Below are 24,580 nucleotides of genomic sequence, written 5' to 3'. Positions count from 1 at the left end.
AAGACAGCCCGCACGCGTGATACTCAAAGAAACCACCAACCACACACAACAATGCATGGCCAGGGGCAAACAAAAACACCAACCAAAACAGTCCGCTGTTGAGTTCTCAAAGAACACGCCCACACCAAGCACAAACGCTCAGCCGAGCATTTCCTCCATCGCTTTCGATGTCTCCAACCTTAGACCATCACACTTTCCGCTGTCAAACCGGGGGTCGATTTCACCGTCCCACCCAATTCTCACCACGGAAAACCATCAAGTCACCGGTTTTCAACGCACGCAAGCGATATTAACTTCATCAAAGTGCTGTCATTTTTCGGGCTCGCCCACTCTACCACTCACCCGTGGGAGCTTGGTTCGCGACCCCGCCGTCACGCCCGGCCCGGATTTCCCGGCCCGCGTCGCGCTGACGGGGAATAATCTACACACCCCCGAAACACCCCCTGAAAGCACCCCCCCTTCAACGACAAAGCGCCAGGTCAGGGGCGATCTTGGTGGAGTCCGACGGGGAACGAGGCGCGCCCGGTGGTCGCGCGCCGCACGACGACGTCCACGTTCGTGTGGTCCTGCTTCGCCACCGCGAATCCCCCGGATCACGCAGGTAGCCTCCCAGACGACCGTCAGTACGGGGGGTGTGCCGTGGACTCGACACCGATTTACACCGAGCTGCGAAAGACTCTGATGGACCCGGAAGACCGCAACTGGGGCCCGAGCGCCCCGCCCGAGTTCGCCGCCGCGCTGGCGGAGCGGATCGAACGCGCCAGGGCCGAGCCGAAGAAAACGGGGCGCTCCGGCCCCGGCTCACGAAGGCGGGCCCGACGGCACCGCGCCGAGGACTGATCCGCCCACCGAGCTTGGGAGGTTTCCCGCTGGGGTGGGAGTCAGGTCCACCACGTGAGGTGAGCACGGTGTGAGGTTGTTGCGCCAGGCCGTTATTGCCGATCACGCGCCACTCCCCCACGCCTGTTCCCCGCGCCCTTGGCCTGGGCGGTGCGTACGTGGTCTGAGGGGATCGCGTCCACCATGGACGAACGCATCTTGCCGCGTCAGCGCCGCGGCCAGGCTGCTGCCGAGCACGGTTGCCGCCCCCCGTGTTCACACCTCGTGATCACTCCGGCATCAGCGGCCGGTGGCGGGTCAGTCGACAGCCGAGGAGAACTGCGGCATGGAGACCGCGGGGACGCGTGGACCGTCCGGTTTCGGCTTGGGCTTCGGCTTCAGCTCCGGCGCCACGAACAGCGCCTGCTCGGTGTCCGTCGGCTCCTCGGCGACCTGCTCGGCCTGTTCGGCGGCCTTCTTGCTCAGGTGCTCGCGGGTGCGCTGGGCGGCGCCCCGGATCTGCTCGGTGAGCTGCTTGTTGACCTCCCGGGCCTGCTTCTCCTCGCGCTCCTGCTGGCGGGTCGTGCGCACCACCGGCTTCGGCACCCGGGCGACCTTGATGTAGCGCTCGAGGACGGAGCGCAGGTGTTGGGCGTGGCGGTCGTTCAGGTCGATTTCGTACGTCACGCCGTCCAGCGCGAAGGTGACGGTGTGCTTGGCTGGAGACCCGTCGATGTCATCGACGAGTTCGACCTGGATCCGCTCGGCCATGATCACCTGTCTCGGGAACGTACCCCGCCTCTATCCGCGACACTTGCAGGCAAGACTACTGCGACCTCCACCGACGTTGTAGCACGCGGCATCGCGGTTGTCTCGCACCAACCATAGAACAGCTCGGCGCCGGATGGATAACCGCCAGGCGGGTCACGTGTCGCTCGGAGTGCGCGCCGCGCGGCCGACAGACAACGGACAGTAACCGCCGGGCATCAATCCGGAAAAGTAATGCAGCGCACATCCCCGAAAAGGCCGGACGCGGGTGGAACATTCTGCGGACGATCGTTTATTGTTCGCTCGCTCTTCTGCGCGCGACGTGCGCGCGGAAGTAAGGGGAATCGAGCCGGAATCGAGGGTTACCGTGGCGCAGAAAGTCACCGTTCAGCTCGTCGACGATGTCGACGGCACACCAGCCGACACCACTGTCGAGTTCGCCCTGGACGGGGTCAGCTACTCCATTGACCTGTCCGCCGACAACGCCGCGAAACTGCGCGAATCGCTGGCCACTTTCGTCGCCCACGCCCGTAAGACGGGCGGTCGCAAGCGTGCCGCCGCCAAGCCGGGCAAGGCGTCGTCGACGCCGACCACCGCGGACCGGGAACGCAACCAGGCCATTCGGGAATGGGCGCGCAAGCAGGGCATGCAGGTTTCCGACCGGGGCCGCATTCCGGCGGAGATCGTCGAGGCGTACGACAACGCTCAGTGAGCGGTCACCGCGGGCGGCCGGCGGGCCGAATCCGGCCGCCCGTGAATGCCCGCCAATGACTCCTCGTGGTGCGGCCGTGAACCTGCGGTAATTCAATGTCCCGCGGCCAGCAGGGCCGATATTTCCGCCCGAGTGGGCATCGAGCTGCTGGCGCCGGCGCGCTGCACCGACACGGCCGCCCCGGCCGAGGCCAGCCGCATCGCCTCGGGCACCTCGGCGCCCTCGCCCAGGGCCGTGGCCAGCACTCCCACGAACGTGTCCCCGGCCGCGGTGGTGTCCACCGCGTCCACCGGGAAGCTCGGCACCTCCACCCACGTCCCGGTGCGGTCTCCGTACAGGCTGCCGCGGGCACCGAGCGTGATCACCACTTCCGGCACCAGCTCCAGCAGCGCGGCCAGCGCCCGGTGCGGATCCTCGGCACCGGCCAGCACCGCGGCCTCGTGCTCGTTGGGCACCAGGAGATCCACCTTCGACAGCAGGTCCGCGGACAGCGGCGCGGCCGGGGCCGGGGTGAGCACCACGCGAACCCCGTTGCGTCGTCCTGCCGCAGCGGCCGCCGCGACCCCGGAGAACGGGTTTTCCAGTTGCAGCAGCAGGCTGTCCGCGCCGGCGATCAGGTCCTCGTCGCCGTCAGCCAGGGCGTCCAGCGCGGCGTTGGCCGCCGGGACGACGACGATGGAGTTGCCGCCCTCGTCGTCGACCACGATGTGCGCGGTTCCGCTGCGCCCGGGCACCGTCCGCAGTCCCCGAACGTCCACACCGGACTTCTGGAGCACGGCGCGGATCTCGGCGCCGAAGTCGTCCTCGCCGACGGCGCCGATCATCCGCACCGCCGCGCCCGCCTTCGCCGCGGCCAGCGCCTGGTTGGCGCCCTTGCCGCCCGGCACCGTGTGGAACTCCCGGCCGAGCACCGTCTCGCCGCGCTTCGGTGCGGTCCCGACGTAGGCCACCAGGTCCATGTTGCAACTGCCGAACACGGCCACAGTCGTCGTCACGGGTTCATCATGGCGGACGGGGGGCGGCCAGGGCACTGGACGAGTCGGCCCCCGTCCCAGGACGTACCATGCCGACCAACCGGCGAGGAGAAGGCGAGGCACGGTGGATTACGCGGTCACAGCGGAGCTCGAACCGCCGACCGGGGTGGTGGAGTTCGACCCGCTGCAGAAGGAGGGGATCGCGGCGGTGCTGGACCGCCAACTCGCGCTGGTCGAGGGGGTCAGCGGCCCCGGGGACACCGAGATCGACGTGCTGGACTACCGCATCACCGTCCACGCGACCGGCGCGAACGTGGTACTGGCGCTGGAGGCGCCGTCGCTGCTGGCCGCCGAGGACGCGGCCGCCTCGGTGCTGGACGAGCTGATCAGCGAGAGCGAGGCGCTGGTCGGCTGGTCGGTGGCGCACTCGGAGGTACGCATCACCGAGGACGAGTTCAACGAGCGGCTGGCCGCGGCGGACGTCGACACCGACGGCGAGCTGGAAGCGGCGGTCGAGGAGGCGCTGGAGGCCGGGGTCGAACCGACGATGGACCTCGAGCACTGGCGGGCGCACCTGACCGGGCTGGCCCCGCAGCTGCGGGCCTTCGATCTCGACGTGTTCAGCATCGCGGGCCAGCCGGCGGCGCTGGCCGCCGGGGCGCTGATCCACGCGGTGCGGGTGGTCACCGACGAGGTGTTCTACGACGAGCTGGCGCTGGCGGTCAACAACGCGTCGGTGGCCGACGTGGAGGGGCTGCTGGTACTGGAGGAGCTGCCGACCTGTTACGACCACCGCTACGACGCGTTCTTCGCCCGCGCGTTCCTGCTGGCCTCGGCTGCGGTGGCGGTGCGCTTCACCGAGCCGGGGTGGACGCCGCCGCGGTCGGTCGCCGAGGCGTTCGCGTTGCAGTTGTTCATCAACGAGGCGCGCGTGCTGCTGGAGGCCGCCGAGCTGATGACCTGGGAGGACAGCGAGCAGGTGTTCGCGGCGTTCGCTGGGCGGGCGTTCGCCGACACCGAGTACGAGGAGCTGTACGAGGTGGACCTGCCGTTGACGGACGCGGAGCCGGAGCGGGCGGAGCGGGTGGCGAAGGTGGAGACGGACCTGCACGCCCGGGGCCTGGCGTTCGACCAGTGGTTCACGCCGCGTGACGGCGGCCCCGGCGTCCACCCCTATCTGGGGATCATCTAGCGCGTTTCACCGCGGGGACTGCGCGGGAGTGCGGCCCCCGCTCCGGCTGGTGCGGGGGCCGCGGTCGCGTCAGCGCTGGTGGCGGACCGAGTACGGGGGCACCGTGCAGCCGATCAGGCTGGCGTCGTCGATCGTCTTCGGGCGGTACGCCGACTTCGGCAGCGCCTCGAGCATCACGTTCGTCGGGTCGTCGATCTGCTCGACGCGCCCGAACAAAAACGCCCACTCGTGCTCGTCGGAGCCGAAGTAGGCGACGGTGTCGAACACGTTGCGGAACCGGTTGTAGGCGCGGATCAGGGTCTGGTTGCGCCACACGGTCGGGCAGCCCGCCTGGAACGCGACCACCCCGCCGGCCGCCAGCACCGACTGGCAGCGGCGGACGAACTCCTCGCCGTAGAGGCGGTTGTGCTGGCCGTCGGTGTCGTCGACCCGCTCGTCGGGCAGGTCGACGACCACGATGTCGTAGCCCTCCGGCGGGGCCTGGTCGAGGAAGCCCCAGCCGTCGGCGTAGTGCAGCCTGACCGGGCCCTCGCCGCGCTCCACGCGCGCCAGCTCCTCGGTGCTGTAGCCGTAGGGCAGATACTCGGCGCAGACCCGCACGCACTGCTCGTCGATGTCGACATGATCGACCCGGCTGGCCCCGGCCTCGACCGCCATCTGGCTGGCGACGCCCTCGCTGGACCCGATGATCAGCACCCGCTCGATCCGCTCGGCCAGCAGGAACGCCGGAACCATCATCGCCTCGTGGTAGACCAGCTGGGAGAACTCGGTGCTCTGCCGGTCGTTGTCGCAGAACAGCGAGATGCCCTGCCCGGTGCGGGCGATCACGACGTGCTGGTAGGCGGTGTCGCCCTCCCACAGCACCTCGTCGATGCGCCACAGGCGCTGCAGGTCATCGCCCATGGGTTCCTTGATCCACCGGTGCCCGTCGAGTTCGATCAACGGTGCTCCTCCTTGATGTCGAAATGCCCGGGTGGGGCGGTCCTGGTGCGGTGGCAGGATCCGCTCGGCACCAGGCGTGCGGCGCCGGGTGGAGTCGCACGCCTGGCCGCGCTGGTGCGGACCAACCTTCGCAGAACTGGCGGCCGACGGCCTCCTGGCGTCAGGAGACGAGCGCGGAGTAGTCCCGGCCGCGGTGGATGGTCCTGACGTTCTGGGTGGTGGGTTTGAGCGCCTCGGCGAGCAGCTGGACCGCGCGCTCGGGCTGGGCGGTGTGCCCGCAGGTGAAGACGTCGATGAAGATCGAGCCGTCCTCGGGGTAGGTGTGCAGCGAAGCGTGGGACTCCGACAGCAACGCCAACACGGTGACGCCCTGCGGTTCGAACCGCTTGGCGATCATCTGGCACACGGTGGCGCGGGACTCGTCGAGCGCGTGGTGCAGGGTGTCCCGCAGGAACTGCTCGTCGTCCAGCAGTTCCGGGTCAACGCCCTCCAGCTCGGCGAGGACATGCTGGCCGGTGAACAACCCGACCGGTGCCGTCCCGGTGTCAACGGACATCTATCGACCTCCCATCATTTCGCAGATTCGGCGAGCAGGTGTGCACGCGGTTCCGGCAGGCCGCGGCTCGCGGTGCCGGCGTGGCGGCGCTGCGGCGATCACGGCTGCTGATCGCCGTCGACGCAGTAGGTGGGCAGCGGGGTGAACCCGTTGAAGCCCACCGAGGAGTAGCTGGCGGTGTAGGCGCCGGCGCTGAGCAGATCCACCCAGTCGCCGCCGCGCAGCGTGATCGGCAGCCGGTAGGTGGTGCGCTGGTAGAGCACGTCGTCGCCGTCGCAGGTGGGCCCGGCCAGCACCACCGGGCCGGTCGGGTCGCCGTCGCGCGAGGTGCGCAACCGGTAGGTGATGGCCTCGCCCTCGGTTTCGGCGAGGCCGTTGTAGCGGCCGATGTCGAGGTAGACCCAACGGCGTTCGCCGTCGCAGGAGTCGCTGACCAGCACGACCTCGCTGCGCAGCACCCCGGCGTCGCCGACGATGAACCGGCCGGGCTCGACCAGCAGTTCCGGGCGCCGGTCGCCGAAGTGGTGGTCCAGCGACTCCTCGATGCGGCGCACGTAGTCGGCCAGCGGCGGCGCGGATTCGGTGTACCTGGCGGGAAGCCCGCCGCCGAGGTTGACCATCCGCAGCTGCAGCCCGTGCTCGGCGCAGTCGGCGAAGACGCGGCGCGCGGCGCTGATCCCGTGCTCCCACGCGGCGGGTTCCAGCTGCTGCGATCCACTGTGGAACGACACGCCGTAGGCGTCCAGGCCCAGTTCCCGGGCGCGCAGCAGCAGCCGTGCGGCCGTCTCGGGAGTGCAGCCGAACTTGCGGCCGAAGGGCGTGCGGGAGCCCGTGTTGTCCACCAGGACGCGGCAGAACACCTGCGAGCCCGGGGCGACCTCGGCGATGTTGGCCAGGTCCGCGGCGCTGTCCGTGGCGAACAGCCGGACGCCCTGCTCGTAGGCGCGCGCGACGTCGCGGCGCTTCTTGATCGTGTTGCCGTAGGAGATCGACTCGGGTGCCGCGCCGCGGGCCAGGCACAGGTCGATCTCACCGGGGCTGGCCACGTCGAAGGACGCTCCCAGGCCGACCAGCTCACCGACGACTTCGGGAGTGGGATTGGCCTTGACCGCGTAGCAGATCCGGGCGTCGGGCAGTGCGGTGCGCAACTGCCGGTAGCGCTGCCGGACCTGGGCCAGATCCATGACCAGACAAGGGGTTTCGGGTCGCTGCCGGTCCAGGAACTGCTGGATGGGGTCGGCGGCGGTATCGGTTGTTTGCGCGGTGCCGCTCGGGCGGTCCGTCACACCGGTGGTGGCGGACAGATCGGTCAATCCCGGTACCTCCGTCTCGGGTGGGGGAAGCGGATTTTCGTCGTGCGGGCGAGCGCCCATGGGAGCCCAACTGCGACCAAGCACGGTACCGCGCTCACTGACAGATTTCGAACGCCGCCCACCTCTTGCCCCCGACAGAGGAACCAACTGTGAGTACCCCCACGAACCAGCGACGCCGCGATCGCGGTGCGTGTCCGGAAAGCAACGTGGCGTGACCAGCCGCCGGAAACCGCGGTCCGAATGACGCAGGCCCCTCCAGCCGCCCGGGCGTCGCGGAATCCAGATCATTCCGCGGTCATCGCGCGATCCAGTTGTAGCGCCAGGTAGAAGTCCACTCTGGACGAAAAGTCCGTCAGGTCGCGTCCGGTGATCTCCTCGATGCGCTGGATCCGGTAGCGCAGCGTGTTGACGTGGACGTGGAGCTGCTGGGCGCATCGCGACCACGATCCCGAGCAGTCCAGGAAGACCCGCAACGTCCGCACCAGATCGCAGTTGTGCGCCGAGTCGTAGGCCACCAGCTCGGCCAGCAACCTGTGCCGGTAGGAGAGCCGCAGCTCGTCCGGCATCGACGCCAGCAGCACCTCGTGCGAGGCCAGTTCCGCCGCCGCCACCACCTCGGCCCGGCCCGGGCGGCGCTGCGCGAGCCGCCGGGCGTACCCGGCCTCCTCCAGCGCCCCGCGCAGCGCGGTGGCCGGGGTGACGTCGCTGACACCCACGGCCAGCCGCCGCTCGCCCAGGCCAAGCTCGGCGTCCGCGACGATGCCGCGCAACCGCACGTCCAGGTCGGCCAGGTGGTGGGCGTCAGCGACGAACAGGGCCGTTGCGCCCTCGCCGAGCGCGGCGGTGACCGAGGCCAGGCCGGTGGCCGCCGCGATCTCGCGCAACAACGTCGTCGACGCGGCCTGGTCACCGGCACTGAGCGCCACCGCCCGCAGCGGTTGGCCCGTGGGCAGGCCCGCGGTCTCCAGCCGGGCGGCGACCTCGGCCGGGGTGGAGGTGCCGTCCAGCAGGCGCCGCAGCGCGGCCTCCACCGAGCGCCCGGCGATGCGGCGCGTCTCCTCCACCCGCGCCCGCAGCAGCGCCACCACGGTGCCCAGGTCGGTGGCGATGGCCTCGTGCTCCTCGTCCCACGCGGCCAGCTCGCCGCGGGCCAGCACGAACCAGGCGGCGGCGCGCGGCTCGGCGTCGGACTCAACCGGCCACAGCACGCACGGCTCGTCGCCGCGCACCGGCCGCGGCAGGTGCCCGGTGGCGAACTCGCGCAGCGCCGCCCGCCGCGTCTCCGCGGCGAGTTCGGCGGTGCCTCCCACGACCCACCCGGCCGCCGACACCACCCAGCAGTCCGCGCCGAGCTCGTCGGCGGCCATCCGCAGCACGCGGTCCAGGTTGGCGCCGGCGGCCACCGCCGACACCAGCTCCCGGCGCGGTGCAAAGCGGCGCTGGACGCGGTCGGCGAGCGTGGTGAAGCTGACGGTCAGCGGCACCTCGAAGGCGGGCAGCCCGTACCGCTGGCACGCCTGCACCAGGTCGGGCGGGGCGTGGCCGAGGCGGGCGGTGCCCGCGGCGAGCCCGGCCACCCCGGCGTCGACCAGCGCGGCGACGAACTTCTCCGAGTCGCTCGGGTCGTTGCGCCACACCAGCCCGCTGAGCACCAGCTCGCCGCCGCTGAGGTAGCGCCGCGGGTCCAGCAGGTCGGTGATGTACACGCCGCGGACCGGCCGGTCCATCTGCTCCGCGCCGGTGAGCAGCACCAGACCGAGCTCCGGATCGGAAAGAAGATCGCCTAGCAGCACCTGCGCTCCTCAGAGCTCCGGCCCGTGCCCGGGAGCGCGCCGCCCGCCGCGTTCGTCAGGCCACGGAACGCCTGTACCCGGTGATGGCGGTCGCACCCTCCGGGCCCGGGCAGGAATCCGTTGTCGTGCACGCCGTGCCCCGGACGGCGCAACGGGGCCTGCCGCGTTTGTAGAAAGGTACAACCGCGCCTGGGCGACCGGAACCTTTTTTCGGGGTTTCCGCCGCTAGCCAGCACGAGCACCCCGGTTGTGTACTGAATCACACCGTTCACCGGCCGTGACGAGGAGTACACCCGTGGATTTCCTCCGCCCCGCCACTTGGCGGGAGGCGCTCGAAGCCAAGGCCGCGCACCCCGGCGCGACACCGATCGCCGGGGGTACCGACGTGATGGTCGAGATCAACTTCGGCCGCCGCCGCCCCGACGCGCTGCTGGACCTGACCCGCATCCCCGAGCTGGCCGACTGGTGGGAGGTCGACGGGGTGCTGCGCATCGGCGCCGGCCTGCCCTACACGCGCCTGATCAACGAACTCGGCGACCGGCTGCCCGGCCTGGCCATCGCCAGCCGCACCGTCGGTTCCCCACAGATCCGCAACCGCGGCACCCTCGGTGGCAACCTCGGCTCCGCCTCGCCCGCCGGTGACGGGCACCCACCGCTGCTGGCCGGGGACGCCCAGGTGGAGGTCGAGTCGGTGCGCGGCACGCGGCTGATCCCGGCGGCGGAGTTCTTCACCGGGGTCAAGCGCAACGCGCTCGCCGCCGACGAGCTGATCGCCGCCGTGCGGATCGCCCCGGCGACCGGCCCGCAGCAGTTCTCCAAGGTCGGCACCCGCAACGCGATGGTCATCGCGGTGTGCACCTTCGCCATCGCGCTGCACCCGGAGCAGCAGCGGGTGGGCACCGGGATCGGCTCGGCCGCGCCGACGCCCCGCCGCGCGCCGGAGGCCGAGGAGTTCCTGGCCGCCGAGCTCGACTGGGCGGGCCGCCGCCCGCTGCAGGACTCGGTTGCCCGCCGCTTCGGCGAACTGGTCGCGCAGGCGTCGTCGCCGATCGACGACGTGCGCGGCACCGCCGGCTACCGCCGCCACGCCCTGGCCGTGATGGCCCGCCGGACCCTGTCCTGGGTCTGGCACGAGCACTGTTCCGGGAGGCAGGAATGCGCCTGACGTTCACCGTCAACGGACGACCGCACGAGGCCGACGACGTGTGGGAGGGCGAGAGCCTGCTGTACGTGCTGCGCGAGCGGCTTGGCCTGCCGGGCTCGAAGAACGCCTGCGAGCAGGGCGAATGCGGCTCCTGCACGGTTTACCTGGACGACGTGCCGGTGTGCGCGTGTCTGGTCGCCGCCGGGCAGGCGGAGGGCCGCGACGTGCGCACCGTGGAGGGCCTGGCCGCCGGCGAGCAGCTGGACCCGGTGCAGGAGGCGTTCGTCGAGGCGGGCGCGGTGCAGTGCGGTTTCTGCACGCCCGGTCTGCTGGTGCAGACCCACGACCTGCTCCGGCGCAGGCCGAACCCGTCCGACGCGGAGATCCGCGAGTCGCTGGCCGGGAACCTGTGCCGCTGCACCGGCTACCAGAAGATCCTGGACGCCGTCCGGCTCGCCGCCCGGCGCAACGCGGAGGCGGGCGCATGAGCATGGTCATCGAGGGTGGCGCCGTGGTCACCGTGGACGACTCGGGCACCGAGTTCGCCGAGGGCCACGTCGTCATCGAGGGGGACCGCATCGCCGCGGTCGGTTCTGGTTCGGCACCCCCGCAGGACGGGCCGGTGCGGCGCATCGACGCGTCCGGCTGCCTGGTGACCCCGGGACTGGTCAACACCCACCACCACCTCTACCAGTGGGCGACCCGCGGATACGCCGCGGACGCCACCCTGTTCGGCTGGCTCACCGAGCTGTACCTGGTGTGGGCCGGGATCGACGAGGAGATCACGCACGCCGCCGCGTCGGCGGGCCTGGCCCGGATGGCGCTCTCCGGCTGCACCACGGCCGCCGACCATCACTACGTCTTCCCGCGCGGCGGGGGCGACGTGTTCGGCGCGGTCGTCACCGCGGCCGAGCGCATCGGCGTGCGGCTGCACGCGGTGCGCGGCTCCATGGACCGCGGGCGCTCGCACGGCGGCCTGCCGCCGGACTCGGTCGTCGAGGACCTCGACGCCGCGCTGGCCGGCACCCAGGAAGCCATCGACCGGTTCCACGATCCCGGACCGGGCGCCCGGGTACGGGTCGCGGTCGGCCCCTGCTCGCCGTTCTCGGTCAGCACCGACCTGATGTGCGAGGCCGCCGAACTGGCCCGCCGCAACGGGGTCCGGTTGCACACCCACCTCGCCGAGACCGTCGACGAGGTCGAGCAGTGCCGCGCCGAGTTCGGCCGCACCCCGGTCGAGTACGCCGACGAGCTCGGCTGGCTCGGCCCCGACGTGTGGCTGGCGCACACCGTTCACCTGTCCGACTCGGCGATCGCGCGGTTCGGCGCGACCGGCACCGGTTCGGCGCACTGCCCCAGCTCCAACGGCCGACTGGGCGCGGGGGTGGCGCCGGTGCGGCCGCTGCTGGACGCCGGTGCCCCCGTCGGGCTGGGGGTCGACGGGGTCGCCTCCAACGAGGCCGGCGGGCTCGGCGAGGAGATGCGGCAGGCGCTGCTGACGGCGCGCGCCCGCTACGGGCCGCAGGCGCTGTCGGTGCGCGACGCGCTGCGGCTGGCCACCCGCGGCGGGGCGCGCTGCCTGGGCCGCGACGACGAACTGGGCTCGCTGGAGCCCGGCAAGCTCGCCGACATCGCGGTCTGGCGGTTGGACGGCCTTGACCACGCGGGCATCGCCGACCCGGTGGCGGCGCTGGTCCTCGGTCGGCTGCCGCCCCTGGACCGGCTGCTGCGCGGCGGCACCGTCGTGGTCGACGGCGGTCGCCTGACGTCGGTGCCGGAAACCGATCTCACCCAGCAACTCCATCGGGCCGATGCCCGGATCCGCACCCGGAAGGTGGCCGCATGACCCACGCGCCCGCTCGTGAACGCCAACCGGGTGCGGGCCCGCAGAACACTGGAGGTGTCCGCATGCGCCACGCGCCCGCTCGCAGTCCGCAGGAGCTCAACGACGCCATCAGCGGCGGCATCGGCGAATCGCCGCTGCGGCCCGATGGCGCGCTCAAGGTGCGCGGCGAGTACGCCTACTCCTCGGACCTGTGGGCCGAGGACATGCTGTGGGGTGCCACGCTGCGCAGCCCCCACCCGTACGCGCGAATCCGCTCGATCGACATCGGCCCGGCGATGGCGATGGCCGGAGTGCAGACCGTGCTCACCGCCGACGACGTGCCCGGTGAAAACCGGTACGGCCTGAAGTACGCCGACCAGCCGGTGCTGGCCTCCGACGTGGTGCGCTACCAGGGCGAGGCCGTCGCGCTGGTGGCGGCCGACCACCCGGAGACGGCGCGCCGCGCGCTGCAGAAGATCGTCGTCGACTACGAGGTCCTGGAGCCGGTGCTCGACGCCGAGCGGGCCGCGCACGACGACACGCTGCCCAGGCTGCACCCGGGCGGCAACGTGGTGCGCCACCAGAAGATCGTCAAGGGTGATCCGAACGCGTCGGCCGAGGTTGTGGTGTCCGGCGTGTACACGGTCGGCATGCAGGACCAGGCGTTCCTGGGCCCGGAGTCCGGTCTGGCCGTCCCCGCCGAGGATGGCGGCATCGACCTGTACCTGGCCACCCAGGACCTGCACGCCGACCTGCGGCAGACCGCGAAGGCGCTGGGACTGCCGCCGGAGAAGGTGCGGATGACCATGTCCGGGGTCGGCGGCGCGTTCGGCGGCCGGGAGGACCTGTCCATCCAGGTCCACGTGTGCATGCTGGCGCTGCGCCTGGGCAAACCGGTCAAGATGGTCTACACCCGCGAGGAGTCGTTCTACGGCCACGTGCACCGGCACCCGGCCACGATGTACTACGAGCACGGCGCGACCCGCGACGGCAGGCTCGTCTACGTCAAGGCCCGCCAGTACTTCGACGGCGGCGCGTACGCCTCGAAGACGCCGGTCGTGGTCAGTAACGGGACCACGCTCGGCGTGGGCCCGTACGTCGTGCCGAACGTCGACATCGAGGGCTGGGGCGTCTACACCAACAACCCGCCGTGCGGCGCGATGCGGGGGCTCGGCGCGGTGCAGCCGACATTCGCCTACGAGTCCCAGATGGACAAGCTCGCCGCGGCGCTGCACATGGACCCGGTCGAGCTGCGCATCCGCAACGCCATCAAGCAGGGCGACTCGATCCCCACCGGCCAGGTGCTGGACTACCCGGCGCCGGTGGCGGAACTGCTGGAGCGGGTGCGGGCGCTGCCGATGCCCGAGGAACGCACCGGCCCGGTGGACATCCGTGAACTGCCCGGCGGCGCGTCCAACACCACCCACGGCGAGGGCGTGGTGCGCGGCGTCGGCTACGGCGTGACGATCAAGAACATCTGCTACTCCGAGGGCGCTGATGACTTCTCCACCGCCCGGGTGCGGTTGCAGGTCATCGGCGGTGAACCGGCGGCGATGGTGCACACCGCCGCCGCCGAGGTCGGCCAGGGTCTGGTGACCGTGCAGCAGCAGATCGCGCGGACCGAGCTCGGCGTCGAGCGGGTCACCATTCACCCGAACGACACCCGCGTCGGCCCGGCCGGTTCCAGCTCCGCGTCGCGGCAGACCCTGGTCACCGGCAGCGCGGTGAAGGCCGCCTGCGACGCGGTGCGCGACGTGCTGTTCGCGCGGGTCGCCGAGCGCTACGACGTCGATCCGGCGCGGCTGTCGCTGCAGGGCGGCAAGGTCGTGTCGGAAACCGGCGGCGTGGTGGCCGACCTCGTGGAGGTGCTCGGCGACGACGTCATCGAGGAGACCCGCGAGTTCCACCATCGGGAGACCTTCCCGATGGACGAGACAGGCCGCAGCGAGCGGGTGCACGTACAGCACGCGTTCTCCGCGCACCGGGCGGTGGTCGACGTGGACCTCGACCTCGGCCTGGTGAAGGTGGTGCAGCTGGCCTGCGCCCAGGACGTCGGCAAGGCCATCAATCCGGATGCGGTGATTGGCCAGATCCAGGGCGGTTCCGCGCAGGGCCTGGGGCTGGCGGTGATGGAGGAGATCAAGGTCGTCGACGGCCACATCCGCAACCCGTCCTTCACCGACTACCTCATTCCCACGATCCTCGACATGCCGCCGATGGAGATCGACGTCATCGAACGCGGCGACCCCAACGCCGTCTACGGGCAGCGGGGGGTCGGCGAGCCGCCGACGATCTCCGCCACCCCGGCCGTGGTCGCCGCGATCCGCGCGGCCACCGGCAGGGAACTGCCGCACATCCCGGTGGCTCCCGAGCACATCGTCTGATCCGTACCCGCCGCGGCGGTGGTTCCGGGCCACCGCTGGCGCACCCTTCCGAGACAGGAGCAACTGATGTCCGTGGACGTCGCGACGAGCGCCGAGCAGGAGTGGATGGCGCGGGCCATCGAACTCGCCACGACCAACGTGGACAGCGGCGGCGGCCCCTTCGGCGCGCTGGTCGTCCGCGACGGCGAGGTCGTCGCCACCGGCACCAACAGGGTCACGGTGGACCTTGACCCGACCGCGCATGCCGAGGTCACCGCGATCCGCAACGCCTGCCGCGCACTGGGCACGTTCAAACTGGACGGCTGCGTGCTGGTGACCTCGTGCGAACCGTGTCCGATGTGCCTGGCGTCCGCGCTGTGGGCGCGGCTGGACCGGGTGCTGTTCGCCGCCGACCGGGACGACGCCGCCGCGGCCGGGTTCGACGACCGCGCGTTCTACGAGGTCTTCCGCGACCCCGAGGCGTCGACGCCAACGCCGGTACACCGCGTCGAGATGCCCAACCGCAACGCGGCCTTCGACGCCTGGCGCACCAAACCCGACCGGGTGGCCTACTGACCACCAAGCCCCAACTTCAGCAAACCCGGGAACCCGGGCCGCCACGGACGCCCCGCGATGTGGTGCCCTCCACGCATACCCCGATCCGGTGATGTGGCGTACGTTGCCTCGGGTGAGGACCTCGGACGTGGCGGGAGTTGTGCTGGCGGCGGGCGCCGGTCGGCGTTTCGGTATGCCGAAGGCGTTGGTGGAGCACGGCGGGGAGCTGCTGGTGGACCGGGCCGCGCGGGTGCTGGCCGAAGGCGGCTGCGACCCGGTCGTGGTGGTCCTCGGTGCCGCCGCCGACGAGGTGCGGGAACGAGCGGCGCTCACCGGCACGACCGTCGTGGTCAACCCCGACTGGGCGAGCGGCATGGGGTCGTCCCTGCGCACCGCCCTCGACGCGCTGGCGACCACCGACGCCGCGGCCGCCCTCGTGCTGCCGGTGGACATGCCCGGGGTCGGGCCGGAGGCAGTCCGCCGCGTCGCCGCCCGCGCCGGACGCACCGCCCTGGCCGCCGCGTCCTACCACGGCACCCGCGGCCACCCGGTGCTGCTCGGCCGCGACCACTGGACCGGTGCGCACGCCGCCGCCACCGGCGACGCGGGAGCGCGCGACTACCTCCGAACACGCACGGTGACGCTGGTGTCCTGTGACGATGTATCGGAAGGCTATGACGTGGACCGCCCGGAAGACCTGCGCCGCGCGAACCCGTAGAGTCGACGGCCACGCGTGACCGCCCGGAAGGGACTCACGGTGAGCAATGTCACACCAACGCCCGAGCAGGACGGAGGCGGAGGGACGCATGGCCGCAGAACCCATCACCGCCAACTACGTGCCCGACGGCGATGACTGGACGGTCACCGTCTCGGCCGGCACCGACCACCGCACGGCCCGAGCCCCGGGGCTCCTCGCCGCCCGGGACCAGGTCGACCAGCTCATCGAACAGCTCTCCCGCGGCTCGGCGGGCCGGGTGGTGATCCACCTGCTGGACGGGGACGGCTTCGCCTTCACCACCGCCTACCTGCAGGCCCGGCACGGTCTTTCCGACGAGACCACCCGGCAGGCCGCTGCCGCCGCCGCGGGCAGCGCCGCGCTGCACGGCCGCGGTGCGCGCTGACCCGAAAATGCGTGCACAGTGGACGAAGACGGGGTGCCGCTTAGGATGAGCGTCGTGAAGGCTCCGACGAGCAGTGCACGCGAGGAGGACGCAGCGGTGGCCAGCGCCGAACCGAACCGGCCGCCCGCCGGTCGGGGACGCCCGCGGGACGCCAGTCGCGACGCGGCGCTGCGCCAGGCCGCCATGGAGGTGCTGGCCGAGGTGGGCTACCGGGCGCTGACCATGGACGCGGTGGCCGCGCACGCGCGCGCCGGCAAGGCCACCATCTACCGCCGCTGGGACTCCAAGCTCGACCTGGTCATCGACACCTGCAACCAGCTGGTGCAGCGCAGCATCCCGGAACCGGACCGGGGCTCGGTCGAAGCCGACCTGGGCGAGTTCCTCCGCGCGTTCGCCTCGTTCCTCACCGGCCCCGTCGGCAAGGCCGCCCAGGCCCTGGTCGGGGAGCTGCCGCACGAACCGGAGCTGGCCGCGGCGTTCCGCGAGTCGTTCCTGCTGCCGCAGCGCGACGTGCTGCGGCGCATCGTCGAGCGCGGCGTGCGGCGCGGTGAGATCAGCCCCGAAGCACCGATCGACACCGTCGTCGAACTGGCCGGCGCCGGGCTCCTCTACCGCCTGATGCTCACCGACGAACCGCTGGACACCCGATTCGTCGACCGCATCCTGCACGAAGCCCTGCTGCCCCTCCTGCGCGGCCGCGCGACCCGGAACGACCGCTGACCGCCCGCCACCGACCGGATAGGGTGGGGACACGCGTTCGAAGGAGGTCTGCGTGGCGCACGGATCGGTGACCGAACTGACTCGCTGGCCGGTGAAGTCGCTGCGCGGCGAGCTCGTCGGAGCGGCCCGCTTCGACGAGCGCGGCATGGCCGGCGACCGTGCCTACGCGCTGCTCGACGAGCGCGCAACCCGCGCCGGCAACGTCCTCACGGTCCGCCAGAACCCCACCATGCTCAGCTGGTCGGCCGCCTACGGCGAGACCGCGGACCCCACCGAGCCGCCGACCCTGCACGCCCCGGACGGCACCGAGTGGTCGTGGAAGGACCCCGGCCTCGCCGACGCCCTCGCCGGGGCGCTCGGCATCCCACTCAGCCTGCACGCCGCCGACGGCCAGCAGGACCGCGGCCCCACCGTGCTGGTCACCTTCGAGGCGTCCCGGGCCGCGCTGGACCAGGAGCTGGGTGCGGACGTCGACCTCCGCCGGTTCCGGACGAACCTGCACGTCACCACGGACCTGCCCGCGTTCGCGGAGGAGGAGTGGGGCGCTGGCACCACGCTCACCGCGGGCGAGGTCGAACTGGCGGTCACCGGCGACGACGCGGGACCGTGCATCCGCTGCGCCGTGCCCAGCTGGGACGCCACCGGGCGGGAACGCTGGCGCGACCTGCAGACCCACCTGATCGGCCGCCACGACAACAAGTTCGGGGTCATCATGCGCGTCACCAAGCCCGGCACGGTGCGCGTCGGCGACCCCGTCGCGGTCCGCTGACCGCGGGGCACCGGGGTGGTTTGCACCCCGGCGACCCGGGTCACCGGAACAGGTTGCGCACCACCACGATGGCGACGAGCGCGCCGACACCGATGAGCGCGTAGCGCACCCTCGGGTCCTCGAGCTTGTCCCGCACGCTGGACTTGCCGTACTCGACGAACCGCTTCGGGTGCGCCTTCTCACTCAACCGGTCCAGCGTGGCGGCCAGCGCTTCACGGGCCTGCTCGATGTCACGCTCGATGGCGTCTGGATCACGGGCCACGCGTCCTCCTCACGTTCACCTGGCTGCTGACACCGTAGAGCACCAGTGGGACGCCACCGCACCAGCGGTTCGCGTGTCGTGCCCGACACCCGGTCAGGGAACGGCCCCTGCCGGCAAGATCACACCACGCGCTAGGCTTGGCCCGATCGGGGCCGTAGCCCAATTGGCAGAGGCACTAGGTTTAGGTCCTAGCCAGTGAGAGTTCGAGTCTCTCCGGCCCCACGGATTTCCTGCCGGCCGGGAGCAGCAGGCTGTACACCGCCGGTCTGCCGATGCCCGCGGTGGGAGCAAACACGCTGGGCCGACCGCGTGGATCGAGTCGAAACCACCCGTCCGCCGGCAGGAACTCTGCTATGTCTCGAGGAACCGTCGACCGTTCCTCGAGGAGCCCGTGGATGACACAGTCCTCCGCACAAACCGCTGACCGTGTCTGCTTCGTGGCCATGCCCATCAAGAGCACCGACAGCCCCGAGCACGCCCACTTCGACGCGATCTACAAGTTCATCGCCCAGGAGGTCAGGGGGTTCGGTTACCAGCCGGTGCGTGGCGACAAGATCAACCAGCCGGGCAACATCAACAAGGAGACCGTCAAGTACCTCGCGGAGGCCGACCTCGTCATTGCCGACCTCACCGATCTGAACCCGAACGTCTTCTACGAACTCGGCGTCCGGCACGCACTGCGCCGATCCGGCACCGTGCTGCTCATCGACGAATCCCGCACCGAGGCCGTTCCCTTCGACCTCGGCTATTACCGGGTGCTGTCCTACCGGAGCGGTTCACCCGAGGACATCGTCCAGCTGACCGAGCAGTTGCGCGTCACGCTGCAGGAGATCGGTCCGGCCGACGAGCCGGTCGAGTTCCCCCCTTCGCACAGCCCGGTGCACGACTGGTACCCGGAACTGCCGCCGGACCTGTTGGCCAAGGCACGGTCGGCGAGCGACGCTGACCTGCGGCGCGAGCTGGAGCAGGCGCGCAAGGATCTGGAGCGCTACCGCCGGCGCGAGAAGCAGGACAGCACCGGGATCGACCTGGCCGACACCGACGTCCGCGACCTGGTCCGGCAGCTGCGGCAGGCAGCGCAGAACCGGGCACTCCCGGAGCACATCATGCGCGATGCCGACGAAGCGGCTGCCGCACGGAACTCCGCGGATTTCCTCGCCGCCGTCGAGGCACTGCTCACCTCCTCGCACTTCATCGCCCCGCGCGATTTCCAGAAACTGGCCGGTTTGGCGCTGTCCCTCGGTCTGGAAGCGGTGACCGAGGGACTGCTGGCCGAGGGACTCGCCCGGTTTCCCACCGACAAGGACATGCTCCAGGCCCTGGTCCAGCGACGTTCGCGAAGCCGGGATGCGAACACCCGAAAGCAGGCGAAGAAGCAGTTGGCTGCCTGGGCTGGCATCGACCTGGAAACTGCCGAGCTGCTGCCCGGATTCGATGCCGACAAGGCGGTGAACGACATCGGCTTCCTGGCTGAGATCCTCTACCGGGAGAACGAGACCGAACACGGCATGAAGATCCTCGAATCCGCCCGGCAGCGCGACGAACGCGGCGTGCTCCTGCCCTTGTACGCGCGGCAGCTGGGGTGGCTTGGTCAGGCGAAGGAGGCGATCAACGCCTATCGCGAGGCGTTGCGGAATCCGACCCCCAACCAGGAGTGCATCCGCTGGTTCGCCAACGAGCTGCACAACCACGGCTATCACGTCGAAGCCGCCGAGGTGTACCTGCTCGAAGCGTTCTTCGACGTCGACGACGCCAACGGATTCGTGGACTTCAGCAGCGAGGTGTCGTTCCACATGTACGGCTACTACGCGCTGAAGAGCATCCCCAAGGGCAGCGTGCTCGACACCGGCCCTCGGGACCTGCCGCCCAAGATCACCCGCCGCCACATCAGGGAGGGCCTGGAAATGGGCATCTCCTGCAACGACATCGATGCCGACAACATCGATGTCATCGAGCGGACGCTCCAGCGGGCCGACCTCGACCTGAACCTGTCCCAGGAGAACGTGGGCAGGTACACCAAGGACGAACGCATCGCGTGGCTCCGCGACACCTACTCGCTGGTCCGTTCCGACCTGACCGCGGAGCTGCCGATCGCCGTCCGTCTGGTATCCGGCCCGCTGATCCCGGCGGACGACGACTGACGTGCCGGTTCCTGGCCGCCGGTGTCAGCGATGGGCCGGGAACTCGACGACCTGCTGGTACGTGGGGCGGTTCTGCCAGCTGATCTTGTTCTGGCTGATGCCGCCGATCTTCGTCTGCAGGATCGCGTCCGCGCACCACTGGTCGCCCGCCGCGCAGTCGGCGTCGCCCGGGTAGGTCTGCTCCGCCGGGGTCGCCGCCGCCTGCGCCAGCGTGTCCAGCAGCATCCGCCGGCAGGTCGCCGCGTCACCGCCGCCGCACAGCGGTTCACCGAACCCGCCGGGCACCGGCTCGCCCAGCACGCCGCGGATGTCCTTGGACACCTGGCCGTACCAGCCGAACTGGAACGCCGAGCCCTGGTGGCCCTGGCCGACGTGCAGGCCGGGTTCGCCGTTCTGCCAGCCGGACGGTGACTCGTTGATCTGCATGACGTCGGTCAGCGCCTGGTAGGCCGGGGCGCCCAGCGAGGGCTCGAACTCGCCGCGCACCAGCAGCGGCCACCACGCGTCCATCAGCTCGATCGCCGAGGCGTGCGCGTATTCGCGGCTGCCCGGCTCGGTCTCCACCCGCCGGCCGCCGTCGGCGAGCCAGGCGCGCAGTTCGCCGACCAGCGCCGCGGTCCGCGGGTCGTCGACCGGCTGGGTGTCGATCAGCCGCAGCAGGTCCGGCAGCACGCGTTCGGCGCGCAGGTCGGTGACGCCCGCCTCGGCCATCGCCCGGGTCAGCGTCACGCGGGTGAACGTGCCGCCGGCGGCGATGTGCTCGGCGACGCGGCCGTCCAGCAGGTCGCCGCGCTGCACGGCGCTCTTCTCCAGCTTGTCCCCCGCGGTTCCCGGGGCCTGCTTGTTGTTCCAGCTGATGTAGTAGTCCTGGTTGATCGACTGCGGATGCTCCCTGAAGGGCACGTAGGTGGCGGTGTTGGTCGCCGGGTTCCAGCCCTGCCACTCGTACGCCGGGTCGGAGGCGATCGGCATGCTCGGGTCGACGACGGGTTGGCGCAGCACGTTCGCGCCGGAGTTGAAGTATGCGGTGTCGTCGGCGTCGACGTAGAACCAGTTGAAGGTGTAGTTGATGTCGTGCGCGGCGCGTTGGAAGTCCGTCGCGGAGGTGATCGCGGCGGGGTCGTTGAACTTCTGGAACCCGATGATGGAGTCGACCTCGTGCAGGAACGTGGCGCGGGCGGTGGTGAAGGCCACCGGCCTGCCGCCGACGGTCGCCCGGTGGGTCACCGGGCCGTAGCGGGTGCGGAAGGACACCAGCCGGTAGGAGCCCGCCGGGGTGTCGTCACCGAGGTTGGGCTGCCAGGCGTTGCGCCGCTCCACGGTCTGCATGGGCAGGCACTCGCCGCGGAACCGGTAGTGGTTCGAGTTCTTCGTGGCCGGTTGCCCGTCGGGTTCGCAGAGTTCGACCGCGTAGGTGTCGATGATGTCCTGCGCGGCGGTGGTGGCGCTCCACGCGTAGTCCGGGCCGCGACCGAGCAGCGTGTAGAAGCTCAGCCCGGCGAACGAGGCACCCTTGGCGGAGATGCCGGGCCCCTGCAGCTCCTGCAGGGTCAGCAGTTGCGGGGAGAAGTAGCCGGTCTGGGGACCGAAGACGGCGACCGGGTGGCCGCTATCGGTGTGCGCTCCGGAGACGACCAGCGCGTTGGACATGCCGCCGGGCTGCCCCATTCCGGTGGGCACCACGCCGTCGTCGAACATGCCGCGCAGGCTCTCCACCGGGTCGTCCGTGGCCGGGCGCGGGTTGACGGACTCGGGCTGGGTGTCGGGTTCGGCGGGTTCGGCGGCCGATCCGGTGGGGTCGAAGACCACCTGCTGCGGGCTCACCGAGCCGGGGTCGGGCAGCACCACGCCCTGCGGGTTCGCCGGCGCGGTGCCGTACTCGAATGTCCGTCCATCATGGACCGTAGTGATGGCCTCGGGGTCGTTCTCGGCGCGGAAGGCGTGCCAGACCTGCTCGCCGCGCTCGGGGCCGAAGCGCTCATGCAGCGCCATCCGCGCGATGGCGTTCGCCACCTCGTTGCCGCCGCCCCCGCCGAACTGGGCGCCGACCAGCGAGGCGAGCACCACCAGGTCGGTGAGCCGGAACGGCTCGATGCGGCCCTCGTTGGTGATCGGGTCGACGTGCCCGGTGGCCACGTACTCGCCGGGGAAGAAGCGCCCGCGGTGCGCCTGCTCGATGTAGGCGTTGATGCCTTCCACGTAGGACTGCGCGTCCGTGAGGGCCTGCGCGCCGCGCTCCCCCAGGCGCGCGACGGCGTCGATCTGCTGCTGGAGCTCCTGTTCGGTGTACGGGGACGCGGCGAAGAAGCGCTGCTCCAGCTCGCGGTTCGCGGGCGCGCCGCCGGCGAACGGGGTGACCTCGCCACGACCGGCCCGCCGCATGACGTCCATCAGGAACAGCTTGTTTTCGGCGGTCGCGTAACCGGCGCCGAAGGTGGTGCCGGAGCGGGTGGTGCCGTAGATGTGCGGGATTCCGGCGGTCCGGTCCCGCACGATGGTGACGTCCTCGCGGGGCCGGTAGATCCGCTCGACGTCGTCGGGGCGCACGCCGAAGGAGTTGTCGTTGAAGAACTCCTGGATGATGCCGATGGTCAGCTCCGGGTACCTGGTGGCGAGCCGGTCGTACTTCGCGAGCTGGTCGTCGGAGTGCGCCGGCCGGGTGCCCAGCAGCAGGTGCGCGACGAGGTCGGCGAAGGTGGCGTTGCCGTTCTGGCCGGGTGGCAGGACGTGGTGACACTGCTTGCGGCAGTAGTCCGGGGCCGGTTCGGGGACGGGGACCGGATCGGCCGCCGAAACCGGCGCGGCCAGCAGCGATCCGACGACGGCCGCGGCGCTGAGCGCGGCCAGGATGCGGGGACGTCGCGGCATGCCAGGTCCTCTCGTGGGGGCGTCGCCGACTGCGGACGCTAGCCACCTGGCAGCAAAAGCGAAAGGACTTCACGTTTGGTTTCCCCGAACGGCCCAGCGATCGACGACGATGACACCAGGAGAACGGCCCGGCACCGCCAGGCATTGGCGGTGCCGGGCCGTTCCGCGCGATCAGGCCGGCCTGAGCTGCTGCCGCTGGCGGCCGAGGCCGTCGATCTCCAGCTCCACCACGTCCCCGGCGGCCAGGTACGGGAAGCGGCCGGACAGCGCCACGCCCTCCGGGGTTCCGGTGTTGACCACATCGCCCGGCTCCAGCGTCATGTACTGCGACAGGTGCCGGATGATCTCGCCCACGCCGAAGATCATGTCCGCGGTGCTGGAGTCCTGCCGCAGTTCGCCGTTGACCCAGGAGCGCAGCCGCAGCGCCTGTGGGTCGGCCACCTCGTCGGCCGGGACCAGCCACGGGCCGACCGGGTTGAACGTCTCGCAGCACTTGCCCTTGGACCACTGGCCGCCGGACTGCTCGATCTGGAACGCCCGCTCCGAGACGTCGTTGGACACCACGTACCCGGCGACGCAGTCCAGCGCCTGCTCGACGCTGTCCAGGTAGCGGGCCCGGCGGCCGATCACCACGCCGAGCTCGACCTCCCAGTCGACGCGCTCCGCCCCGCGCGGCACCAGCACCTCGTCGTGGGGGCCGACGATCGTGTTGGGGTGCTTGAAGAACAGGATCGGCACCTCCGGCGGCGCCGACCCGGACTCGGCCGCGTGCGCGGCGTAGTTCTGGCCGATGCACAGCACCGCCATGGGGCGCGCGATCGGTGCGCCCACCCGGAGCCCGGTGCCGTCGCCGGGGTCGTCCACCGCGGGGAGTTCGCCGGCGGCCAGCGCCGCGCGGGCCCGCTGGATGCCGTCACCGGCGAGGAACGCACCGTCGATGTCGGTGGTGATCGGGGTCAGATCGAACAGCCGGCCCTGGTCGTCTGCCACGTGCGGTCGTTCCGCCCCGAGGGGGCCCAACCTCAGAAACCTCATCTCACTCCTTCGTCGTCACTGGCGCGACTGCCGCCGCGCCGCGCTGGTTGCGGCCGGGTCGTGACCAGGGCGGCGTGAACAGCCCTACGACCTTCCACGAATCCGGTTCGGCGAGCAAGGGGTCTCACGGGCGGCCCGGCTGGACGAGGATCGTGAGATCGCCCCGGACCGTAACTCACCTGTGCGCACCGTTCCTTCACATACATGAAGTCTGTTCGATGTACTGAATTCCATCAGGGCGACGACAACCCGGTCAAGAGGATGGAGATGTACCCCGAGGCGGACGTGCCGGTGCTGCAGATCTCCATGCCCACCCTCGAGCCCGAGCGCCTGATGCGGCTGGGCGAGACGCTGCGCCCGCTGCGCGACGAGGGCGTGCTGATCGTGGGCAGCGGGTTCTTCACCCACAACCTGTCCGCCCTGCGTGCCGAGCGCACGCCGAGCTGGTCGGTGGAGTTCGACGACTGGGGTCGGGAGGCCCTGGCGGCCCGCGACGTGGACGCGTTGCTGGACTTCCAGCGCAAGGCCCCGGCCGGGCGGCTGGCGCACCCCCGCACCGAGCACTTCGCACCGCTGTTCGTCACCCTCGGCGCCGCCGGTGACGACCTCGACCGCCAACGGGTCGCCATCGACGGTTTCTGGTGGGGCCTGGCCAAACGCTCCGTCCAGTTCGGCTGACGCTTACCCAGGCACCGGTCGGCGTTGTGT

Annotated in this window: 22 protein-coding genes, 1 tRNA gene and 1 pseudogene; 15 read left to right on the top strand and 9 right to left on the bottom strand. The window is 70.9% G+C overall.

Annotated elements, in window-relative coordinates; all coding sequences use genetic code 11:
• Window positions 1-639 precede the first annotated feature (639 nt).
• Window positions 640-840 carry a hypothetical protein gene (locus tag IEY17_RS03390; protein WP_188985220.1) on the top strand — a complete coding sequence of 67 codons (201 nt, stop codon included), beginning with the start codon at window positions 640-642 and terminating at the stop codon, window positions 838-840.
• A gap of 297 nt (window positions 841-1,137) precedes the next feature.
• On the opposite strand, the gene IEY17_RS03385 is transcribed toward IEY17_RS03390, so the two are convergent.
• Window positions 1,138-1,590 carry a histone-like nucleoid-structuring protein Lsr2 gene (locus IEY17_RS03385; protein ID WP_188985218.1) on the bottom strand — a complete coding sequence of 151 codons (453 nt, stop codon included), beginning with the start codon at window positions 1,588-1,590 and terminating at the stop codon, window positions 1,138-1,140.
• 364 nt (window positions 1,591-1,954) lie between these two features.
• On the opposite strand from IEY17_RS03385, the gene IEY17_RS03380 reads away from it, so the two are divergent.
• Window positions 1,955-2,299: a histone-like nucleoid-structuring protein Lsr2 gene (locus tag IEY17_RS03380; RefSeq protein ID WP_188985216.1), complete on the top strand. Its 345-nt coding sequence runs from the start codon at window positions 1,955-1,957 to the stop codon at window positions 2,297-2,299.
• 92 nt (window positions 2,300-2,391) lie between these two features.
• Here the strand turns inward: IEY17_RS03380 and rbsK are convergent, their stop codons facing one another.
• Window positions 2,392-3,294 carry a ribokinase gene (gene rbsK / locus IEY17_RS03375; protein ID WP_188985214.1) on the bottom strand — a complete coding sequence of 301 codons (903 nt, stop codon included), beginning with the start codon at window positions 3,292-3,294 and terminating at the stop codon, window positions 2,392-2,394.
• A gap of 103 nt (window positions 3,295-3,397) precedes the next feature.
• Between rbsK and IEY17_RS03370 the strand changes: the two genes are divergently transcribed.
• Complete coding sequence (locus IEY17_RS03370) at window positions 3,398-4,465, top strand: hypothetical protein (RefSeq protein ID WP_188985212.1); 1,068 nt, start codon at window positions 3,398-3,400, stop codon at window positions 4,463-4,465.
• Window positions 4,466-4,534: 69 nt separating this feature from the next.
• Here IEY17_RS03370 and IEY17_RS03365 read toward each other — a convergent pair whose 3' ends face one another.
• From IEY17_RS03365 to IEY17_RS03350, 4 genes are all read right to left on the bottom strand, one after another.
• A complete protein-coding gene (locus IEY17_RS03365; protein ID WP_188985210.1) occupies window positions 4,535-5,407 on the bottom strand; it encodes a spermidine synthase in 873 nt (290 codons plus the stop codon).
• Window positions 5,408-5,567: 160 nt separating this feature from the next.
• Entirely contained in the window at window positions 5,568-5,963 is a 396-nt protein-coding gene (speD, locus tag IEY17_RS03360) for an adenosylmethionine decarboxylase (protein ID WP_188985208.1), read from the bottom strand.
• Between the two features lie 98 nt (window positions 5,964-6,061).
• Complete coding sequence (locus IEY17_RS03355) at window positions 6,062-7,276, bottom strand: type III PLP-dependent enzyme (RefSeq protein ID WP_188985206.1); 1,215 nt, start codon at window positions 7,274-7,276, stop codon at window positions 6,062-6,064.
• Between the two features lie 284 nt (window positions 7,277-7,560).
• Window positions 7,561-9,069 carry a PucR family transcriptional regulator gene (locus tag IEY17_RS03350; protein WP_188985204.1) on the bottom strand — a complete coding sequence of 503 codons (1,509 nt, stop codon included), beginning with the start codon at window positions 9,067-9,069 and terminating at the stop codon, window positions 7,561-7,563.
• A 295-nt stretch (window positions 9,070-9,364) separates the two neighbouring features.
• Here IEY17_RS03350 and IEY17_RS03345 point away from each other — a divergent pair, with 295 nt between their 5' ends.
• The 9 genes from IEY17_RS03345 to IEY17_RS03305 all read left to right on the top strand — a co-directional run bounded on the left by IEY17_RS03345 (window position 9,365) and on the right by IEY17_RS03305 (window position 17,566).
• Complete coding sequence (locus IEY17_RS03345) at window positions 9,365-10,234, top strand: FAD binding domain-containing protein (protein WP_188985202.1); 870 nt, start codon at window positions 9,365-9,367, stop codon at window positions 10,232-10,234.
• On the top strand, window positions 10,225-10,701 hold the full coding sequence (locus tag IEY17_RS03340; RefSeq protein ID WP_188985200.1) for a (2Fe-2S)-binding protein: 477 nt from the start codon (window positions 10,225-10,227) through the stop codon (window positions 10,699-10,701). Before IEY17_RS03345 ends, IEY17_RS03340 begins: the two co-directional genes overlap by 10 nt.
• The gene (locus tag IEY17_RS03335; protein ID WP_188985198.1) at window positions 10,698-12,059 is read left to right on the top strand and encodes an 8-oxoguanine deaminase; all 1,362 of its coding nucleotides are present in this window, start codon (window positions 10,698-10,700) and stop codon (window positions 12,057-12,059) included. The genes IEY17_RS03340 and IEY17_RS03335 overlap by 4 nt, the downstream gene beginning before the upstream one ends.
• Window positions 12,060-12,121: 62 nt before the next feature.
• Entirely contained in the window at window positions 12,122-14,422 is a 2,301-nt protein-coding gene (pucD, locus tag IEY17_RS03330) for a xanthine dehydrogenase subunit D (RefSeq protein ID WP_188985196.1), read from the top strand.
• 66 nt (window positions 14,423-14,488) lie between these two features.
• Window positions 14,489-14,977, top strand: a complete 489-nt coding sequence (locus IEY17_RS03325) for a nucleoside deaminase (protein WP_188985193.1) — start codon at window positions 14,489-14,491, stop codon at window positions 14,975-14,977.
• A 112-nt stretch (window positions 14,978-15,089) separates the two neighbouring features.
• Entirely contained in the window at window positions 15,090-15,674 is a 585-nt protein-coding gene (locus tag IEY17_RS03320) for a nucleotidyltransferase family protein (protein WP_229679794.1), read from the top strand.
• Between the two features lie 88 nt (window positions 15,675-15,762).
• Complete coding sequence (locus IEY17_RS03315) at window positions 15,763-16,077, top strand: hypothetical protein (RefSeq protein WP_188985191.1); 315 nt, start codon at window positions 15,763-15,765, stop codon at window positions 16,075-16,077.
• A 45-nt stretch (window positions 16,078-16,122) separates the two neighbouring features.
• Window positions 16,123-16,797, top strand: a complete 675-nt coding sequence (locus IEY17_RS03310) for a TetR/AcrR family transcriptional regulator (protein ID WP_229679793.1) — start codon at window positions 16,123-16,125, stop codon at window positions 16,795-16,797.
• A 52-nt stretch (window positions 16,798-16,849) separates the two neighbouring features.
• Window positions 16,850-17,566 (top strand): MOSC domain-containing protein, encoded by a 717-nt coding sequence (locus IEY17_RS03305; protein WP_188985189.1) that lies wholly within the window; start codon window positions 16,850-16,852, stop codon window positions 17,564-17,566.
• A gap of 40 nt (window positions 17,567-17,606) precedes the next feature.
• Here the strand turns inward: IEY17_RS03305 and IEY17_RS03300 are convergent, their stop codons facing one another.
• The gene (locus IEY17_RS03300) at window positions 17,607-17,828 is read right to left on the bottom strand and encodes a DUF3618 domain-containing protein (protein ID WP_188985187.1); all 222 of its coding nucleotides are present in this window, start codon (window positions 17,826-17,828) and stop codon (window positions 17,607-17,609) included.
• A gap of 148 nt (window positions 17,829-17,976) precedes the next feature.
• Between IEY17_RS03300 and IEY17_RS03295 the strand changes: the two genes are divergently transcribed.
• Together IEY17_RS03295 and IEY17_RS03290 are read left to right on the top strand one after the other, a co-directional pair.
• Window positions 17,977-18,050 (top strand) — tRNA-Leu (locus tag IEY17_RS03295).
• 221 nt (window positions 18,051-18,271) lie between these two features.
• On the top strand, window positions 18,272-19,969 hold the full coding sequence (locus tag IEY17_RS03290) for a hypothetical protein (RefSeq protein WP_188985185.1): 1,698 nt from the start codon (window positions 18,272-18,274) through the stop codon (window positions 19,967-19,969).
• Between the two features lie 24 nt (window positions 19,970-19,993).
• Here IEY17_RS03290 and IEY17_RS03285 read toward each other — a convergent pair whose 3' ends face one another.
• Both IEY17_RS03285 and IEY17_RS03280 read right to left on the bottom strand, forming a co-directional pair.
• Window positions 19,994-22,837: a penicillin acylase family protein gene (locus tag IEY17_RS03285; RefSeq protein ID WP_188985183.1), complete on the bottom strand. Its 2,844-nt coding sequence runs from the start codon at window positions 22,835-22,837 to the stop codon at window positions 19,994-19,996.
• 171 nt (window positions 22,838-23,008) lie between these two features.
• Complete coding sequence (locus tag IEY17_RS03280; protein ID WP_188985181.1) at window positions 23,009-23,872, bottom strand: fumarylacetoacetate hydrolase family protein; 864 nt, start codon at window positions 23,870-23,872, stop codon at window positions 23,009-23,011.
• A 252-nt stretch (window positions 23,873-24,124) separates the two neighbouring features.
• Here IEY17_RS03280 and IEY17_RS03275 point away from each other — a divergent pair.
• Window positions 24,125-24,550: pseudogene (locus tag IEY17_RS03275) on the top strand (dioxygenase family protein); the annotation flags it as partial.
• Window positions 24,551-24,580 lie beyond the last annotated feature (30 nt).

It is taken from the genome of Saccharopolyspora thermophila (assembly GCF_014646075.1).
Classification (GTDB): Bacteria; Actinomycetota; Actinomycetes; order Mycobacteriales; family Pseudonocardiaceae; genus Saccharopolyspora; species Saccharopolyspora thermophila.
The sequence above is the reverse complement of the archived record's forward strand: the minus strand, read 5'-3'. Positions and strand labels throughout refer to the sequence as shown.